Source organism: Fervidobacterium pennivorans (genome assembly GCF_001644665.1).
Classification (GTDB): Bacteria; Thermotogota; Thermotogae; order Thermotogales; family Fervidobacteriaceae; genus Fervidobacterium; species Fervidobacterium ngatamarikiense.
On sequence record NZ_CP011393.1, the window covers coordinates 259,813 to 278,615 of the forward strand.

Genomic DNA, 18,803 nt, shown 5'->3' on the forward strand with positions numbered 1-18,803 from the left:
ATGATTATACCACAACGGAAAGCAATAGTCTAAATCCGTTGTTTGTGATATAATTAAAATGCAAGTAAAAATTTCTAAGTTCCGAACGTACTCGGAAAGAATTGAATTATTACAGCTACATGTTATACAAACACTTGAAGAACATATCAGGAGTCTCGGTGGTGACAACAATGACGTTTGAGGAAATTAGAGATAAAATATCTAAACATTTGGAAAGCGGAAAATCGTATGGTTTAGTTGTCCCAAACAAGGCTTATGCAAAAGCGCTGCTAAAAGCTTTAATACGGACTTCCAACGTACAGGACACCATGATAATCGAACCAGATACAAACATTGGCATCGATGAGGTTAGAACCGTTATCGAGTTTCTTGACTTCGCCCCAAAAGGCGAAATAAAAAAGGTTATTCTCTACGATGCTGACAAAATGACACAAGAAGCTGCAAATGCGTTTCTAAAAACTCTTGAAGAGCCTCCGTCATATGCGATATTGATTCTCGTTACTTCAAGATGGTTTTCACTTTTGCCGACGATAAGAAGCAGATTACAAAAGCTACAAGTACAATTACCTATCGAACCAGGATTGGACGAATTTGAGAGATATCTGGTGTATTGGAATTACGATTTCCTTGAACCAATTAAGGAAAAGGCCTATTCAATCCTTTCCGAAGAAGAATTTCTCGAAGCTATAGACGAAATCGATGAACCAAGCCAAGAGCCCGATGTTATCATGTCTTTAAAACATCTTCTCGAGCAATATTTAAACAAAGACCTGGCAACTTATGCGAATTTTGTTTCACAGTTAGCTAAAAAGAATAACATAGAGTTTCTAAGAATTGTTTCAAAAGTTGTTTCTTGGCTGATTTACAAAAATGATTCACTTCCTCCAAATCTGAAGATAAAATATCTGCGCATATGTGATGAGATTCTTAGGTCTAAGATTGCGAACTTCAACTACCAACTAACGTATTATACACTACTACTTGGATTAAGAGGTGATAATCTGTGAGTTTAGAGGCTACCGTTTATGGTGTTGAACTGATGCCACTGGGGAAAATTGTTTATTACTTAGATAATGGTGAAACATTTAACTATGGTGATTACGCAATCATCCTAAGCGAATTTGGAACAGATTATGGCAAAGTTTTGTTGGGTCCAAAGAACATAAGCATAGATGATGTCAATTATGAACTCAAAGCCATTATCAGAAAAGCAACAAAAGAAGATTTGGGGATTATTCAAGAAAACGAAGAAATTGCAAAGAAGGCGCGAGAAGTGACCATCGAGCTCGTCAAAAAACACAACCTTCCAATGAAGGTTTTGCAATCTAAATATATATTTGACCGGAGCAAGTTAGTAATTTACTTTAGCTCAAAAACAAGGGTGGACTTTAGAGAACTTGTAAAAGATATTGCAAAAGAGTTCAAAACGCGTATTGAGTTAAGACAAGTCGGTGCGAGAGACGAGATGAAATTCATCAAAGGATTGGGACTTTGTGGTCGAAAGAGCTGTTGTTCCTATTTTTTGAGAGAATTCGATAGTGTGACTCTGAAACATGCAAAACAACAACAGATGATGATAAACACTTCTAAAATTACAGGGCCGTGTGGTAGATTGCTTTGTTGTTTAACGTTTGAGCACGATTTTTATGTTGAAGCATTGAAAAACATTCCCGATGAAGGTTCCACAATTTACTACGATGGAAAAATTGCGAAAGTGATTACAGTAAACGTATTTCTCTCAAGGGTAACACTACAGACCGACGATGGCGAGATGGTCGCACTTCCATTCTCCTACTTCAAGGAGGGAGAAAATGCGGGAAATTGGAAAATTATTGATCATGCTCGGACTAATAACCATTACGATGGGCTTGACGATGTTTCTGATATCGAAGATGAGTGACCTTAACTGGCTTCCTGGAGATATCGTTATCAAAAGAAAGAATTTTGTTTTCATCTTCCCAATAACAACGATGATTATATTGAGTGTGATACTTACAATAGTGCTGAACATCATAAGCAGGTTTTTCAAATGACGAGAAGACCTAAACCAGTCAGGGGATAGGGAGGGAAAAATTATGTTCATTGGTTTGGACCAAGGAACTACAAGCACAAGGGCAATTTTATTTGACGATGATTTTTCCATGGTTCACGAGGCACGTAGGGAATTCCGTCAGATATACCCGAAAGAAGGATGGGTCGAACATAATCCGGAAGACATCTGGCAAACCGTTGTTGAGGTTCTTGAAGAATGCAAACGAGTTGCAACTTCAAAGGGGAAGAAGATAGATGTCATCGGTATAACGAACCAAAGAGAGACAGTTGTTGCTTGGGATGCAGAAACAAAAGAAGTTCTACACAACGCCATAGTTTGGCAGTGTCGTAGAACGGCGGAGAGATCAAGTTATCTGAGAAAAGAATACGGACGTGTGATAAAAGAGAAAACAGGATTAGTTGTAGACCCGTACTTTTCAGCAACTAAAATGGAATGGCTTATTCAAAATGTGCCAGAAGTACAAAAAGCTTATAACAAAGGGACGTTGAGGTTCGGAACGATAGATAGTTTCCTTGCTTGGAAATTGACAGGCAGGCACGTGACAGATTATTCAAACGCATCAAGAACTATGATATTTAATATAAACACTCTCGATTGGGACGACGAACTTTTGGAATTGTTCGGCATCAAGAGGGAATTCTTACCTGAAGTTGTTGATACAGCACAGTTCATAGGTTACACAGACGACGGTATTCCTGTGGCATCTTTAGTTGGTGACCAACAGGCGGCACTCTTTGGTCAAACGGCGTTCCAAAAAGGAGATGTAAAATGCACGCTCGGGACTGGCAGCTTTATTTTAATGAACACAGGAAATGAAAAAATCTATTCAGAACATAACTTGTTAAGCACCGTTGGATGGAAGATTAAGGATGAGCTTGTCTACGCACTCGAAGGTAGTGTGTTCATAACGGGCACGTTGGTAAATTATCTCATCAAAAACCTTGGTTTCGCAAAAGATAGCTTGGAATTAACTGAGCTAGCACTCCAGGTTGGCAACAATGGAGGAATCTACTTCGTTCCAGCACTCACAGGACTTGGCGCTCCTTACTGGGACCCATACGCAAGGGGATTGATAATCGGGCTCACCCCCGGAACTGACAAAAGACATATCATCTACGCTGCATTCGAGGGTATCGCATTTTCCGTCGGACAATTAGTCATGTTGATGGAAAAAGAAAGTAATATAAAGATTAACACTTTGAAAGTAGACGGCGGAGTATCCAAAAACAACCTTATTATGCAAATCCTCGCCGATGTGGTGAACACAGTGGTTGAAAGACCAGTTAACAGGGAAACAACAGCCCTCGGTGCAGCCAGCCTGGCTGCAATTGCTTTAGGCCTAGTTACAAAAGAAAAGCTTCAGGAAATTAGGAAGATAGATAGGATATTTACCCCAAAACAATCTCGTGAGGAGGAATTCAACAAGTGGAAACAAGCAGTCAACCGCGCATTGAATTGGGAATCTTGAATGAAGAGGAACTGAAAAGTGTAGCTAAAAAGCTTGCAAATTGTCTTTCAGACGGCGATATACTGATTCTGTCTGGTGAAATCGGAAGTGGAAAGACCACATTTGTTCGTGGTTTGGTTACAGGACTTGGTTGTAGTGAACACATTGTCACAAGTCCAACATTCACATTGATGAACATTTATTCCTGTATAAAAACGGTCTATCATATAGACGCTTACCGTCTTAACAACTTGGAAGAGGTATTTTACGTGCTTGAAGGGGAAATAGAAGAAAAGGATGGGATATTTGTAATCGAATGGGGAGAACTGGTAAAGGAGTTTTTCTTAGAAGATTTCATAACTATTGTCTTTGAGCATGTTGACGAAACTCACAGAAAAGTAAGTATCACAGCGGACAGTGAAAAAATCGAACTAATAAGGAGGTGCATGCACATTGGATAAGACCGAAAAAAAGAACAACCAAAATAATCAGAAAAGATTTGCAAAGCTGGAAAAAGAAGCTAAAAAGAGTAGAGAAGAAAGAATATCTATTCCAAATACACTGCCTGCAATAGCGATGCGTAGCAACATGGTGATTTTCCCCAACACCGTTGTTCCGTTCTACGTAGGTAGGGAAAAATCCCTAATGGCTCTCGAACACGCAATGGAACACACAAACAACTTGGTCTTTGTGGTGAACCAAAAAGACCCAGCAATTGAAGACCCAAAGGAAAGCGACCTTTACAAAGTAGGGACAATTGTTCGAATTATTCAGGTCGGCAAATTACCCGATAACACTTTTAAAGTGCTCGTTGAGGGAATTGCACGGGCGAAATGGATAAAAAATGTTGGTGAGAAGTTCTTTGAGTTTGAACTTGAAATACTCAGAGCACGCTATGGCAAATCAAAACGTCTAATTGCCTTAATGCGAATGGTCAAAGAAGAACTCCATAAATATGTCCAGTATTCAAGGAAAATACCACCTGAGACGTTAATGTTGTTAGAAGATGTTGATAATGCTGATGTTTTCGCAGATATAGCGGCATCTTTGTGTCCGGGAAGTATTGAAGAAAAGCAGGAACTGCTCGAAACAGTTCATCCTGCCAATCGTCTTGAAAAAATCTTAGACATATTAGCTCGGGAAACTGAATTACTGGAGATAGAACAGCAACTGGACCAAAAGGTCAAAGAAAGAATTGAAAAGAGCCAGAGGGAATATTACCTGAGAGAGAAGTTACGTGTTATTCGCGATGAGCTCGGCGGAGAAGAAGATGTTGAGATAAAGGAAATAAGAGAAAAGATAGAGAAAGGAAATTATCCAGAACACGTTAAAGAAAAGGCACAGGCCGAACTGCAGAGATTAGAAAAGATGTCCCCATACGCACCCGAAGCGAGTGTGATAAGGACTTACCTTGACTGGATTCTCAATTTACCATGGTATGAAAAAACAGAAGATACTGTTGATATAGAGTACGCTGAAAAAGTTCTAAATGAAGACCACTACGGTTTGGAGGAACCAAAGCAGAGAATACTGGAATACCTTGCGACAAGAAAACTTTCCGACAAGACCAAAGCACCTATAATCTGTTTCGTCGGCCCCCCGGGGGTCGGTAAAACATCTCTGGCGAAGTCTATAGCCCGTGCAATGAACAGAAAATTCGGGCGCATGTCACTTGGTGGTCTAAGGGACGAAGCCGAAATCCGTGGTCACAGAAGAACATACGTAGGTGCAATGCCCGGTAGAATCATTCAACTGATAAGGAAATTGGGAGTTAAAAACCCTGTGATACTACTTGATGAGATAGATAAAATGGGAATAAGTTTCCAAGGTGACCCAGCTTCCGCACTGCTTGAAGTTCTTGACCCTGAGCAAAACAAAGATTTCGTAGACCACTACATAGAGTTACCATTCGACCTATCTGAGGTTCTTTTCATTACAACAGCGAATGTATTATACACAATACCACCCGCACTAAGAGACCGTATGGAAGTTATTGAGATTTCAAGCTACACCGATGTTGAAAAGTTCTATATAGCCAAGAACTACATAATACCAAAGATATACGAAGAATTTACGGAGAAAAAGACAAAGATTTTTGTTTTCAAAGACTCAGCGATAAAAAAAATAATCCATGAATACACATTGGAACCTGGTGTTCGTGAACTGGAAAGACAACTGAGAAGCGTTGTGAGAAAGGCAACACTTGAATTCACAAAGACTAACAAGACCGTTGTGATAACCCCTGAAAAAGTAGCTGAATACTTGGGACCTGAGAAAATAAGAGAGGAAGATTCTTTGGAGGAACCACTCGTTGGCATTGCAACGGGACTTGCTTGGACTCCTAACGGAGGAACAACACTTTACATAGAGAGCGCTTTGATTCCTGGAAATGGGCAACTGATAATCACCGGCCAGCTCGGTGATGTCATGAAAGAATCCGTCCGAATCGCTTTGAGCTTGGCAAGAAAACTGTGTGGAGAAAATTATTCGGAAAAATTCACAAAATACGATATACATATCCACGTGCCTGAAGGTGCTGTTCCAAAAGATGGTCCGAGCGCAGGTGTCACTATTACAACGGCTTTAGTTTCGGTAGTAAAAGACATTCCCATTAGAAACGATGTAGCAATGACTGGAGAAATTACGCTAAGAGGAAGGGTACTACCCGTTGGAGGTATAAAGGAGAAGGTTTTAGCAGCTTACAGGAAAGGTATTAAAACGGTCATACTGCCCAAGAAAAACGAAGTAGACCTGGAAAAGATACCCGAGGAAGTTAAGAAAAACATGAACTTCATCTTCGTTGAAACAATCGACGAAGTGCTGGAGGTGGCTTTGTGTGAAACAAACGCAAACAAGCAAACCAACAAAACCAATAGAGGTAAAAAGCGTAGAACTCGCAAAAGTGATAGCGAAACCAAATGATAAATTCCCGGACCCTCTCCGTGGAGAATTCGCGTTTGTGGGGCGTTCGAACGTTGGAAAATCAAGTCTTTTGAACGCACTTATTGGGAAAAAAGTTGCATTCGTCAGTAAGAATCCCGGAAAAACCAGGACAATTAACTATTATTTGATAAATAGCAAGTTCTACCTCGTTGACCTTCCGGGTTACGGATACGCACGGGCATCCAAAAAAGACAGGGAAGAATGGCGAAAGGTCATCGAAAGATATTTCTCTGAACGTTCTTGGAATATGAAAACGCTCTTCGCACTGATAGATTCCAGACACGAACTCATGGAGTCTGATGCTCAGTTGCTAGAGTGGTTGGAAGTTCTAGGGATTTCCCCTGTTGTTGTTTTGACCAAAATTGACAAGTTAAGTTCCTCAGAACTAAACAAGCAACTTAAGTATTTTGAACAGGTGCTATCAAACTACAAAATACGAGAAATCATTCCATGTTCCTCACTCAAAAAGGAAGGTCTGGATAGGATATGGAATGTTATAATTGAAGAAATATCAAAAGAATGAAATATAAAAAACTGTGAAACTAGGAGGTTACAGCGTAGATGATTCGGAAAGAAATAGAAAGCCTTTTGAAAAGTTTTTTGATGGAAAGTGGATACGAATACGACTTCGTTGTTGAGGTACCAGAAGAACAATTCGGAGATTTTTCAACAAATATCGCTTTAGTTGGTGCAAAACACTTCAAAAAGCCACCAAGAGAGGTGGCGAAATATTTTGTAGAAAAGCTTTATGGACATCCGATGTTTGAAGAAATAACAATAGCCGGCCCTGGATTCATCAATTTTAAGGTTTCCAAGACTTTTTACAGAAATTTTCTTGAAAATTTCCTCAGAAATCCTTCAGGCATATGGAAGTTCAAAAATAAGGGTAAAATTCTTCTCGAATACGGCAGTGCAAACCCAACAGGTCCTCTGACTGTTGGACATGGTCGTCAGATTGTTATTGGAGATGTGCTTGGTAATATCCTCAGATACATTGGATACGATGTAACAAAGGAAATGTATTTAAATGACGCAGGAAGGCAGATAAAACTGCTTGCCAAATCTATCTGGGCAAGGTACAATCAGCTTCTTGGCTATGAGGAACCTATACCAGAAGACGGATACCGTGGAGAATACGTGATAGATATTGCGAAACTCGTTTTGAAAGACCACAACGACAAATTCTTCCGCGTTTGGAACGAAGAGGTAGAAGAAGTTTTTAAAGATTATGCACTCCGAGAAATAACTAAGATGTTTGAAAAAACGCTGGAAAAGCTCGATGCAAAGTTCGATAGTGTTGTAAGTGAAAAGAGCTTAATAGATGATGGGACCGTTCAGAAAGTGCTTGATATACTGAAAAGCAAAGACTTGGTATACGAACACGAGGGCGCTATTTGGTTTAAAGTATCCCAATTTGAAAACGATAACGATAAGGTCCTAATCAAAAGTGACGGAAGTTACACGTACTACTTGACAGATATCGCATACCATTACAACAAATTCAAACGGGGCTATGATATTGCAATCGACATCTTTGGTAGTGACCATCATGGACATTTGCCAAGGATGTACGCAGCAATTAAGGCACTCGACATTCCAGAAGATTTCCTCATCTTCGTTTTACACCAGTTCGTAACACTTAAACGTGGAAATGAGATAGTCAAGATGAGTACCCGTGCCGGTGAATTCGTTACATTGGACGAGCTGATAGACGAAGTTGGAAAGGACGCTACAAGGTATTTCTTTGCAATGGTTGATGTGAATACACACCTCAACTTTGACCTTGAATTAGCCAAAGCCCAAACAACCGACAACCCAGTTTATTACGTCCAATACGCACACGCAAGAATCTCGAGTCTTTTCGAAAACGCACAGGCAAAAGGTTTAAAATTTGAGCTTCTTAACAATATCGAGCTTCTCGAAAATGAAGCTGAACTGAGAATCATAAAGCTTATTTCTACATTTGACGACGTCTTGGAGCGTGTTAGGGACAAGCTCTCACCGCATTATCTAACTGACTATCTAGAAAATCTTGCTGCAGCATTCCATAAATACTACGCAGACTACAAGATAGTAGACACGGAAAACCCAGAACTTTCAAATGCACGTCTCAATCTTGCACTTGGTGTTAAGATTATCATTTCAGAAGGTTTGAAATTACTTGGTGTAAGTGCTCCTGAAAAGATGTAAAGACGATTAAAGCTGGAAAACACAAATCCATTGAGAAGGTGACTGTCGATGGAAATTCAACAACTCCTTTCAAAATACATGCTTGAAATATCAAAGGTAGACGATGAGAACAAACTTTACAGCGCTTTGGTTGGTATTTTAAAACGTATTCTTGATTTTCAGGTTCTAAATGTCTTGAAAGATAAAGAGCTCATATATTCAGAACCTTGGGACGTAACTATAGCCAAAGAATACTATGCCGATTACCTTGCATGGGTAGAAGAAAGGCTCCATCCAACCTTTCTTCCTTTTGAGGATATTTACGTTGGACTCATTCCTATTTTCAAAGGGAGTAATGTACTATCACTTATAGTAATTCTAACAACTAACGAACCCACTGCTGAGGTTATAGACTATCTACAACTGATCGCCTATCTTTCAGGCATCACGCTTGAAAACCTGAGGCTATTTAAGATTGTTGACGATTCTCGCCAGTACTATGAAACCATAATAAATGTTTCAAACGATGGCATTATTGTCTTTAAAGACCACGAGGTTGAGTTCAAAAACATAAAAGCAGAGCAAATACTCAACGAGCACAACAGATTATTGGATGAGATTTTGAAAAATATAGAAAACGGGACGGAGTTTTTTGAGTTCGAGGAAGCGAACTCTTTCTTTAGTGTATCGCTCAAAGAAATTAAACTTTTCGGTGAAGATAGGATACTTGTAAATGTTAGAAATATCACCACCGAGAAAGAGATTCAGAAGTTAAAAGAAGTAGATAAAATAAAGACGAACTTCATTGCAAACATCTCTCACGAATTAAGAACACCACTCGCTGCGATAAAGGCGTACGTTGAAACGATACTGAGTATGCATATGAGTTACGAAGAAATACAAGAATTTCTCAATATAGTTCACGAGCAATCCTTAAGACTTGAACAGCTCTTAAACGATTTGCTCGACTTCTCTCAGCTGGAATCTGGAACCATGCGCATAGTAGTAGAACCCTCCGATATTTGCGACATCATTGAACGTGCAGTAAGTGCAGTTCAAGCATTTGCCGAAGAAAAGAAAGTGAAGATTGAGAGTGAATGCTTACCAACTACAATTGAATGTGACCATCGGAGAATTGAGCAGGTGATTGTAAATCTTTTAAGCAACGCAATAAAATTTTCTGATCCGCAGAAAGACAGCAAATACGTCAGAGTCACAGTAACAGATGAAGGAGAGAAAATTAGGATAGCCGTTGAAGACAACGGTATAGGCATCCCAGAGGATAAACTTGACAAGATATTTGACAAGTTCTATCGCGTAGATAACGAACTGACTTACGCAATACCAGGTACAGGACTTGGCTTGGCAATAGTAAAAGAAATTGTGGAAATGCACGGCGGAGAAATTCAAGTTAAATCAGAAGTCGGTCAAGGAAGTATCTTTGAGATAACTCTTCCAAAAAGAAAAAATGTTTAAAATCGGTGAAATTCTACACTGGAGAGAGTGTAAATGATGAAAGAACTGCTCGGAACGATTTCTGAAATACCAACTCCAGATATTGTTGTTCAACAAATTATTTCAACTGCATCAAATCCAAATGCGAGTGCAAAGGACCTTGAAAAGGTCATTTCTTTGGATGTTGGACTTTCGACAAAGATACTTCGCCTTGTCAATTCAGCATACTATGGTTTGCCAAGAAAAATTACAAAATTGAGTGAAGCCATCGTTATAGTTGGTTTCAAAACTGTGCGTAATCTTGCGCTCAGCGTTTTTACGTATTCTGCGTTACATGCAAAACATACATTTATTGACCACGACAAACTGTGGTCCCACTTTATGACAACCGCTATTTTCGCAGAACATATTGCAAAGAATATCGGATTCATGAACAGAGAAGAAGTTTTTCTTGCAGGGATGATGCACGATGTTGGAAAAATAGCGATAGATTTGGTTTTTCCAACGTACATGTATGAACTTGCAAAATTTAGCGAGGAAAAACAAATACCAATGTTTTTAATCGAATACAAATGTCAAGTCGAAGACCATATGGAGTTAGGCGGTGAGCTTTTAAAACTATGGAAGTTTCCCGACGAATACGTTTCTGTTGCCCGGTATCATGAGAAACCTTCACTCAACCCCGATTCACAACATATAGAGATGATTTCTATTGTTCATTTGGCGAATGTTTTTTCAAATATCTTTTTGCCCGGTTATTCTTTGTCTTATGGTCCACCTTACTTGGATCCTTTGGTTTTCAGTGTTCTCGGGATTAAACCTAGTAACTTGAAAATACTGTTCCACGAACTCGAAAGAGTGTTTGAAAAATCAAAAGATATGATTTATGGAGGTGTTAAAGATGAAGCAGGAATACAAACTTAAGATGCTCGAATCCGAACTAAGAAAAGTTTTAGCTGAAGCATTAATGGAGATGAAGGACCCTTACATAGATACGGTAAGGTCGCTCATCACATTTTCAAGGGTGGAAGTTTCAAAGGATAAAAGATACGCCGACATCTTTGTTAGTGTTCTTGGTGACGAAAACAAAAGAAAAGAGGTCGTTGAATATTTGGAATCAAAGAAGGGGTATTTTAGGACTTACGTTGCCAAGAACATAAGAATGTACGTCGCACCTGAACTTAGGTTTAAGGAAGACAAAGGTATTGAGGCTACCGTAAGAATAGCTCAGTTATTGGATTCAATTAAAGAAAAAGAAAAAAGTGACGATAATAAATAAGGATAGGTCTAATCCGACTTTTCATGGAGGGGTAGCCATGGACGGAGTGAAAGGTATTGGAATCAAAAGCGATGTCGTTGAACCAGAATTACTCAACAAAAGTCATTTAGCACAAAACGAACAAGGTGGTCCCGTTGAAAACGTTGTAAGAGAACAGTCTTCGGTAAACGGTGAACTGAAAAATATTTTGGGCAAACAGAAAGATGAAGACCTGGAAATATTTAAGGAAAACTTCGAGAAGCTAAAGAAAATATTTAGAGGAGAGGCCGAGTTCCGTATTGATAAAGATACAAAAATGATAGTTATTAAGATTAAGGACCCTGAAACAGGGGAGGTTATCAGACAGATACCTCCAGAGCTTGCAATTAAACTTGCCAAGAACATCCAAGAGCTTCTGGGGGTATTGATGGACGAAAGGGTGTGATGCTATGGACCTTTCCAACATAGCTAACAACATCAATTACCGGTACCAACAATCGTCAAGAATGCAGATTGGTGGTGCCGTAAGTGGTCTTGATACGCAGAGTATCATAGAAAAGCTTTTGGAAATCGAGTCTCTACCCCTCCAGAGACTAAACGATAAGTATACGCAATACACAAACCTCCAAAAAGCGTACAAAAAGGTCTCAGAAAAGATAAGAGACTTTTACGATTACATTAGCAACTTTTCCCTACAAGCAACCCTAATACCAAAGACAGCAACTTCATCAGCTACCAACGTGCTCTCGGTAAGTGCTGCACCATCGGCACTTGACGGCACTTACAACATTGATGTACTAACTCTTGCAACAAACAGCGTTTTTAAAAGTGGCAAACTTGGAAGAGAAATTCAGACAACTGATACGTATGCGAGTCTCGATACGCGATACACTCCTGTCGATAATTCAACAGTGAAAATCAAGATCGGTTCGCAAGAACAGCAAATCACCGTATCTCATAGCGACACAATAAACGATATTATATCAAAACTACAGCAAGCGTTTACAGATTTAGGAGTGACTGCCAATATAACGTTCCAAAATGGTAAAATGAAAATTGAGTCGAACAAAGCATTCCAAATCTCAAACGTCTCGGGTAACTTCACATTTGTCTTCAGGCTAAATGATGCGAGTTTAAAACAGTCAAGTACGACCTTTACACTTGAAAGCTCAGGAGATATCGGTGTTTACTCAACATTCAAAACGCTATCGAGTCTTGGTATCAGTTCAGATACTACAATAAAAATAAACGGAAAAGAAATCGCCCTTAAAACTTCTGACACGCTACAAAGTATGATTCAAAAAATTAACAGCACCGTCAGTGATGTGTACGCAAAGTACGATGACAAATCAGGTCAAATTGTGCTCACAAGCAAAACGACGGGAGATAACATCATATCGGTTGAGGGAGATAACGCGGTATTGACTTCTTTAAGGCTTGATAATGCTAATTCCACTTTTGTCCTTGGAGAGTTGGCTCAAGTTAGGGTGACATTCAACGGTGTTACTGAAGAAATGTCATCAAAAACTAACACATTGACCTATAACGGTCTTACTTTGAACCTTTCAGCTTTAGGTAGTGCCGTCGTTACAGTTGGAACTGATAGAGACAAAATCGTTGAACGTGTAAAAGATTTTGTTAACAAATGGAACGAAATTACCGATTTTCTCTATAAAAAACTAACTGAAGATAAAGTCAAAGGCAAGTCAGAAGACCAGATGAACGAAGATGAGAAGCTCCAAGGTTTGTTGAAAAATGATGCATTCTTAAGACGTATCTTTGATAGATTTAGAAGTTTCTTGACAGCAAATGTGAATGGAAAAACTCTAGGAGATTTAGGTATTTCTTCCGGTGAAACAGGTAGAGGTTTCCAAAACACGATGAAAGGCAAGATTACTTTAGACGAAGACAGACTAAGAAAATTCATAGATGACAACGGTCCTAACGCGGTGTGGGAATTCTTCGGAAACAGTGAATCCTATAAAGGATTAGCAATTCAAATCAAGGAATATAGCTGGAACTTAACAAAGTTCAACGGTGAAATCGACACGGTTGCCGGGGTAAACGGAAGACTTGAGAGAGAAAAACGGATTCTTTCAAAACGCATGGTCACAATGATGGAGTATCTCCAAAAGAAAGAACAACAGCTCTGGGCAAAGTATTCGGCTCTCGAAAGTGCCTTGGCAAAATTACAAGCTCAAGGTGCATTTATGGCTCAAGCATTTGTGCAAAAGAAATAGTTTATCTCTTCTCTTTAAAGTACTTGCAGCATGCTGTTAAAAAGCACGTCTCACATTTAGGCGAAATTGGACGGCAAATCTGTTTTCCGAATTCAACCATAGAACCGTTGACTGGACCCCAAAGGTTGGGGTCCAGTATTTTTTTCAATTCTTCTTCCGTTTGTTCCGGAGTTTTCGTATTTACCCACCCCAATCTATTCGATATCCTGTGAACGTGTGTATCTACCGCAAGTGCTTGCTGCCCGAAACTCACATGCAAAACAATATTTGCGGTTTTGCGACCTACACCAGGTAATGAAAGAAGTTCCTCCAAGTTACTCGGAACCTTCCCCCCGTACTTTTCTAATATTATTTTCGAAACAGCGATTATCCTCTCAGCTTTCTCTTTGTAAAGTCCAGATGGTTTAATCAACTCGTATAATTCTTCTGGTTTTGCACGAGCTAATTGCTCGGCATTTTCATAGACATTAAAAAGATTTCTTGCAGATACTTCCGTGTTCTCATCGCGACTTCTTTGGCTGAGAATTGTGGTGATAAGTACTTTGAAAGGGTCTTTTTCCTCGTGTTCACGTGGAAACTTTTCTACTATCATTCTAGCGAGCTCATTAATATTATCGCAATTTACTTCAGATCTGTTTTGAGTCTTTCGGCTCGAATTTCTCATACTCTTCAATTAACCTCCTTGCGTTTTTCAAATCATCGTTCATTTGTTCTACCAATTGAGTTATAGTATCGAATTTAATTTCAGGTCTTAGGTATTCAAGGAACTCTACACGTATCTCTTTGCCATACAAATCCCCTGAGAAGTCAATTATATAAACTTCGTATTTTATCTTTCGCGAGTGTTCTATCGTTGGACGAAATCCCACGTTCATCAATCCATAGTACTGTTTCGGTGTATAGACCTTTACAAAATACACACCAGTAGCTGGTTCAACAAGGTAAAGGTCAGGCCTTTTCACATTGGCAGTGGGGAAACCTAATTTTCTTCCAATCTGTTTATCTTTGTAAACTACACCATGTATAGAATAGTTCCTACCTAAAAATCTCTTTACATCCTTCACTTGACCGTTTTTTATCATCTTTCTGATATGACTACTGCTCACTCTAATACCATCCACGACAACAGGTGGAACTACCTCGAGCTTTATACCCTTTCGTTCGCAAAGCTTTTCAAGCAAGTGAACATCACCGGTTCCACCCTTGCCAAATTTGAAATCGTGACCAACAACAATACCTCTTACCCCTTTGGAAATCCACTCGAAAAATTCCTCGGCCGTTAGGTTTTTGATTTGTGGTAGCTCGAGTATCTTTACATCTCCATAGACAGAAAGCAAATCTAATCTATCTTCAACGGATGTAATCAAACCATCAAACTCTCCCAAATAATAATCCATGGGATACAAGATAGTGTAGATTCTTGCTTGACCGTTATTCTCCTCAGAAAGTTGTAAAAGTTTTGAAAGAATCTTTGTGTGGCCCTTATGCACGCCATCAAAGACACCGATTGTAATGAATACACTGTCAACATACTCAATACCTTTTGAACCTTCTAAGTATGTCATATCATTCCACCTCTTGCAATTGCTTTTTGCATTAATCCCTTGACCTTTTCAACAATATTTGACCAATCTCCACAAATTTCAAAGGCCTATGTCCCTCTGTGCCAAAATCTAGCTTTGTAAATGAAATCAAAGCACCTATCCTTAAAGCAAAGGCAATCATGAACATGACGTTATATCCCGTAAGTCCAAAGAACCGCCAATCCTTAATTGCATTTAAAGTAACTCCACCTGCGTATGATGCGAGCAGTGAAGAAATTCCAGCGACAAGTGCGTGGATGGAGATGTATATTTCGCTTGGTTCTTCGACAATCTTCAAAAGTAAAGTAAAATACGCAAGGTTTATAGCACTCCACGCCATCGCTGCTATAACTACGTCGATAATAAGTAGATATCTATAATTATTTGGCGTCATCATTGAATAAAGAAATGGGATAGCTAGCGCCAAAGTAATCCCGTATCTAATCATATTCTTTTCCCCAACACGCTCGGCAACTTTCCCGTAAAACGTGTAGAAAAACATCGCAAGCAGCGAGTTTATAATGTTCAGTATTCCAAGGAATGAGTACGGAACTTTAAGTTGCGATACTTCAAAGTAACTGAAGAACGGACCAGCAAACTGTATGGCAAAGTTCCAAATGAAGACGAATAATACAAAATTCCTGAACTTCTTATTCTTCAGAGTTCTAAATGGCGTCGTTAATCCGTATTCGACGACTTTTGTCTCTGGGATATCGTGCAAATAAAGTAAATATGCAGTATAGATAAAAACCAAAGAACAGATAAGGTAAATAAGCAAAAGAGCCGTTACGCGGTCAAGGTATTGAAGAATCATTGAATAAGAAACCCATGCAATAAGACCTGCAAATGTAGCTACTGTGTTTCTCATTCCGAAATATTTATTTCTTCTATCTTCAGGAACGATGTCTTTCATCGCTGACGTCCAAAGACTGCCAACCAAACTGTTGAGAATACTAAAGACTATGAACGGTATCGCTACAATAAACTTGTTCTTAGCACCCGTTACTAGTGAAAGTGGAATAATCACAAAACTTGCCCTTGCAATAAACGCGATCCAAAATATTGCCTTTTTTCTCGAAGGAATGATTTTGTAAATCACTGGGGAGAAAAACTGAACCAATTGAGAGGAAGCAGGCAAGACTGCAAGAACCGATACAAGAACCGGGTCAAAATTAAAATATAGTGCAAGTGTAGAGTAAACAAAACCCTGCGTTGCATTAAACGCAAGTGTGTAAAGCGCACCTTCTATAACTGATAATCTCATCGTTCTTGTATAGTCCTTCTTTGAACTACTCATACTACTCAAATTACCTGACGACATATAACCAACTACTCCTCCTTCTGAAAACACCTAACCACATCCTTTCATAAAATCCTACCACGATTTGTTCGCTTTTTGAACTATCCATTTTAAAATACGCCCCAGGCAGCTTACACCTGGGGCATGTTTGTTGTTTTTGAATTTTCGATTATTTTTGTTTGCCTGAAAATTATTTTAAACCGGTTCTTGCAATACCTCTGACGAAGTATTTTTGTGCAAAGAGGAATATAATCACAACTGGGAGTATACTGAACGTTGCTGCTGCCATAAGTAAGTTGTAGAGTGTTCCAACTTCCGAGCTGAACGATTGCAATCCAACTGTGAGTGTTCTGTACTTCGGGCTGTTCGTAACAATTAGTACCCACAAAAACGCGTTCCAGCTACCAACAAATTTTAAGAGGGCACTTGTTATAATCACAGGTTTGCTGAGAGGAACAACTATCTGCCACAAAAATCTCCAATGTGATGAGCCATCGATTTTCGCAGCATCAAATAGTTCCGATGGTATACTCATGAAATGTTGCCGCATCAAGAATATCGAAAAGACACTAACGACCCACGGAACTATAAGTGCGTAGTATGTATCTATCCATCCAAATTTTGTTATCGTGATAAAGTTTGGAACAAGCAAGACTTCACCTGGCACCATCATCGTTGCAAGGAATATACTAAATAACAGACCTTTTCCTGGAAAGTTCATCCAAGAAAACGCATACGCTGCCATTGCAGAAATTACGATTTCCAAAATGGTCGTTACTGTTGCAATAAAAACAGTGTTGAAGTAGTACCTTCCAAACGGAGCAGCGTTCCAAGCATTCACGTAATTCTGAAATACATTTTTGAACACATCACCAGTGCTGAACTTAACATGAACAGTTTTGATTCCATCGTCAACAAAGTACACTGGGTGAACATCCTCAAGAAGGATTTCTATCGTCTTACCTTCCTTCACCAACACGTCTTTAACAAAACTTGGAGCTGATACAACCCGCCAAGCATAAACTGTCTGTTCATATATAGCTCTCAAAGATTGTAATTCTAGAGAGTTAAGTGCAATCGTTCTGAAAACTTCTTTAGCATTTTGAATTTCTTCGGCATACGCATCAAGCTTTGACCTTGTAGCTGAATAAGAAAGGTTAAAGCCTACTTTGGACTCTATTGCTTTGATGAAAGCGTCGTAAGAATCATTTAGCAAAGTTTGTGAATCCAAGCCGTTTTCTCCAGCGATATTTATCAAGTTGCCCAGAAGTGTCTTAAGAGATGCCAAATCCTGTGTATTTATCTTGAATTTCTTTACGACTTCATCATCAAGCCTCTTAGCAAATTCTTCCACAACGTCCTTTAACGATGTGTTCTTTACTATTTCGACAAGCAAATCTTTATCTTTAAAGTCCTGAACGCGGTTTATCAGCAAATTAATACGCTCTTGCTTACTAAGAGGAACGGCAACTATGTCAGTTTCAGCTTGCTCATCTTGAATTTCGGAAAAGTACGCCTTAACTTTCACATAGAAATCTATGTTTTCTAAGTATTTTCCTATGGTGTTCTTAACAGTGGTATTGTAATTCTCACTTACCTCATTAGTCCCAGAATAAACAAAGTTGTATCTGCTCAAAATGTCTCTTATCGCGTTAATTTCCTCATCACTAAGAACTATTTCTGTCCCTGCCTTATATTTGTTAATCTCTGCCTTAACCATCTCGATATTCTTCACAACATCCTCTAAGAACTTTTCAAATGTTGATTTTTCGGTTTCGTCAGTAATTCTGTCAATTCCAAAGGTAGAAATCGTGTCTATTGTATCAGATAGTGATTCAAGTGAACCTACCAGACCTTCGACAAAAACATCTCTCCTAAAGAACGGATTAGCACCGGTTTTATAAAACAAAAAGACATTTTCAAAAAACTGCTCAGGGTTACTTGTATCAGCATTGAAATCACTTGGAATTGATACCTGCGAAAGGAAACTACTAAATTCCTCTTGAGATACTCCTTTTGAATACTTCGCACCCTTAAACGGAATCGTCAAGGTCCCTCTGTAAAACGGGTCATCGTTAACGTTTAAATTCAATCCTGCGCTCTTCTTTGCAATGAATGCTAAAGCTTCCCTTAAACTCAAGCCTTTCACGGTCGATACAGTTCCAGTTGAAGGAATAACCTTTACATCTCTACTAAATGCAAAGGACCTGGTAGTCCACTTCGGGGGCCACGAATTAACTTCCGACGGTAATTTAAAAGAAGTTACTATCATCCATGCAAACGGAGCTATCATGATAATTGAGCCAATCGCTAAAAGCACGTAAATTAAGAGCTTTTTCAATTCTTTCATATTCT

General features: G+C 39.1%; 17 protein-coding genes. 13 read left to right on the forward strand and 4 right to left on the reverse strand.

Annotated elements, in window-relative coordinates; genetic code table 11:
• Positions 1-170: 170 nt before the first annotated feature.
• From JM64_RS01230 to fliD, 13 genes are read left to right on the forward strand one after another with little or no spacing between them, the layout of a single operon-like run.
• On the forward strand, positions 171-1,007 hold the full coding sequence (locus JM64_RS01230) for a hypothetical protein (protein ID WP_064011153.1): 837 nt from the start codon (positions 171-173) through the stop codon (positions 1,005-1,007).
• A complete protein-coding gene (locus tag JM64_RS01235; RefSeq protein ID WP_064011154.1) occupies positions 1,004-1,900 on the forward strand; it encodes a PSP1 domain-containing protein in 897 nt (298 codons plus the stop codon). Before JM64_RS01230 ends, JM64_RS01235 begins: the two co-directional genes overlap by 4 nt.
• Complete coding sequence (locus JM64_RS01240) at positions 1,875-2,033, forward strand: DUF2905 domain-containing protein (protein ID WP_231882404.1); 159 nt, start codon at positions 1,875-1,877, stop codon at positions 2,031-2,033. The genes JM64_RS01235 and JM64_RS01240 overlap by 26 nt, the downstream gene beginning before the upstream one ends.
• Positions 2,034-2,075: 42 nt before the next feature.
• Positions 2,076-3,521 (forward strand): glycerol kinase GlpK, encoded by a 1,446-nt coding sequence (glpK, locus tag JM64_RS01245; protein WP_064011155.1) that lies wholly within the window; start codon positions 2,076-2,078, stop codon positions 3,519-3,521.
• Positions 3,479-3,961 (forward strand): tRNA (adenosine(37)-N6)-threonylcarbamoyltransferase complex ATPase subunit type 1 TsaE, encoded by a 483-nt coding sequence (gene tsaE, locus JM64_RS01250; RefSeq protein WP_064011156.1) that lies wholly within the window; start codon positions 3,479-3,481, stop codon positions 3,959-3,961. The genes glpK and tsaE overlap by 43 nt, the downstream gene beginning before the upstream one ends.
• Positions 3,954-6,422, forward strand: a complete 2,469-nt coding sequence (gene lon / locus JM64_RS01255; RefSeq protein WP_064011157.1) for an endopeptidase La — start codon at positions 3,954-3,956, stop codon at positions 6,420-6,422. Before tsaE ends, lon begins: the two co-directional genes overlap by 8 nt.
• Positions 6,337-6,966 carry a ribosome biogenesis GTP-binding protein YihA/YsxC gene (gene yihA / locus JM64_RS01260; protein ID WP_409417948.1) on the forward strand — a complete coding sequence of 210 codons (630 nt, stop codon included), beginning with the start codon at positions 6,337-6,339 and terminating at the stop codon, positions 6,964-6,966. The genes lon and yihA overlap by 86 nt, the downstream gene beginning before the upstream one ends.
• Positions 6,967-7,004: 38 nt before the next feature.
• Positions 7,005-8,633, forward strand: a complete 1,629-nt coding sequence (gene argS, locus JM64_RS01265) for an arginine--tRNA ligase (protein WP_064011158.1) — start codon at positions 7,005-7,007, stop codon at positions 8,631-8,633.
• Positions 8,634-8,681: 48 nt separating this feature from the next.
• A complete protein-coding gene (locus tag JM64_RS01270; RefSeq protein ID WP_064011159.1) occupies positions 8,682-10,088 on the forward strand; it encodes a sensor histidine kinase in 1,407 nt (468 codons plus the stop codon).
• 33 nt (positions 10,089-10,121) lie between these two features.
• On the forward strand, positions 10,122-10,991 hold the full coding sequence (locus JM64_RS01275; RefSeq protein ID WP_064011160.1) for an HDOD domain-containing protein: 870 nt from the start codon (positions 10,122-10,124) through the stop codon (positions 10,989-10,991).
• Positions 10,969-11,346 carry a 30S ribosome-binding factor RbfA gene (gene rbfA / locus JM64_RS01280; RefSeq protein ID WP_064011161.1) on the forward strand — a complete coding sequence of 126 codons (378 nt, stop codon included), beginning with the start codon at positions 10,969-10,971 and terminating at the stop codon, positions 11,344-11,346. Before JM64_RS01275 ends, rbfA begins: the two co-directional genes overlap by 23 nt.
• Before the next feature lie 37 nt (positions 11,347-11,383).
• Complete coding sequence (locus JM64_RS01285; RefSeq protein WP_064011162.1) at positions 11,384-11,770, forward strand: flagellar protein FlaG; 387 nt, start codon at positions 11,384-11,386, stop codon at positions 11,768-11,770.
• 4 nt (positions 11,771-11,774) lie between these two features.
• Positions 11,775-13,565, forward strand: a complete 1,791-nt coding sequence (gene fliD / locus JM64_RS01290) for a flagellar filament capping protein FliD (protein ID WP_064011163.1) — start codon at positions 11,775-11,777, stop codon at positions 13,563-13,565.
• A 1-nt stretch (position 13,566) separates the two neighbouring features.
• Here fliD and nth read toward each other — a convergent pair whose 3' ends face one another.
• From nth to JM64_RS01310, 4 genes are all read right to left on the reverse strand, one after another.
• Positions 13,567-14,229, reverse strand: a complete 663-nt coding sequence (gene nth / locus JM64_RS01295) for an endonuclease III (RefSeq protein WP_064011164.1) — start codon at positions 14,227-14,229, stop codon at positions 13,567-13,569.
• The gene (gene ribF, locus JM64_RS01300) at positions 14,192-15,130 is read right to left on the reverse strand and encodes a riboflavin biosynthesis protein RibF (RefSeq protein ID WP_064011165.1); all 939 of its coding nucleotides are present in this window, start codon (positions 15,128-15,130) and stop codon (positions 14,192-14,194) included. Before ribF ends, nth begins: the two co-directional genes overlap by 38 nt.
• 31 nt (positions 15,131-15,161) lie before the next feature.
• Positions 15,162-16,499: an MFS transporter gene (locus tag JM64_RS01305; RefSeq protein ID WP_231882411.1), complete on the reverse strand. Its 1,338-nt coding sequence runs from the start codon at positions 16,497-16,499 to the stop codon at positions 15,162-15,164.
• A gap of 139 nt (positions 16,500-16,638) precedes the next feature.
• On the reverse strand, positions 16,639-18,798 hold the full coding sequence (locus tag JM64_RS01310; protein ID WP_082868231.1) for a carbohydrate ABC transporter permease: 2,160 nt from the start codon (positions 18,796-18,798) through the stop codon (positions 16,639-16,641).
• Positions 18,799-18,803 lie beyond the last annotated feature (5 nt).

Coding starts and splice junctions, on each gene's coding strand:
- JM64_RS01230 (WP_064011153.1), top strand. CDS start 171: ATGACGTTTGAGGAAATTAGAGATAAAATATCTAAACATTTGGAAAGC.
- JM64_RS01240 (WP_231882404.1), top strand. CDS start 1,875: ATGTTTCTGATATCGAAGATGAGTGACCTTAACTGGCTTCCTGGAGAT.
- glpK (WP_064011155.1), top strand. CDS start 2,076: ATGTTCATTGGTTTGGACCAAGGAACTACAAGCACAAGGGCAATTTTA.
- argS (WP_064011158.1), top strand. CDS start 7,005: ATGATTCGGAAAGAAATAGAAAGCCTTTTGAAAAGTTTTTTGATGGAA.
- JM64_RS01270 (WP_064011159.1), top strand. CDS start 8,682: ATGGAAATTCAACAACTCCTTTCAAAATACATGCTTGAAATATCAAAG.
- JM64_RS01275 (WP_064011160.1), top strand. CDS start 10,122: ATGATGAAAGAACTGCTCGGAACGATTTCTGAAATACCAACTCCAGAT.
- rbfA (WP_064011161.1), top strand. CDS start 10,969: ATGAAGCAGGAATACAAACTTAAGATGCTCGAATCCGAACTAAGAAAA.
- JM64_RS01285 (WP_064011162.1), top strand. CDS start 11,384: ATGGACGGAGTGAAAGGTATTGGAATCAAAAGCGATGTCGTTGAACCA.
- fliD (WP_064011163.1), top strand. CDS start 11,775: ATGGACCTTTCCAACATAGCTAACAACATCAATTACCGGTACCAACAA.
- nth (WP_064011164.1), bottom strand. CDS start 14,229: ATGAGAAATTCGAGCCGAAAGACTCAAAACAGATCTGAAGTAAATTGC.
- ribF (WP_064011165.1), bottom strand. CDS start 15,130: ATGACATACTTAGAAGGTTCAAAAGGTATTGAGTATGTTGACAGTGTA.
- JM64_RS01310 (WP_082868231.1), bottom strand. CDS start 18,798: ATGAAAGAATTGAAAAAGCTCTTAATTTACGTGCTTTTAGCGATTGGC.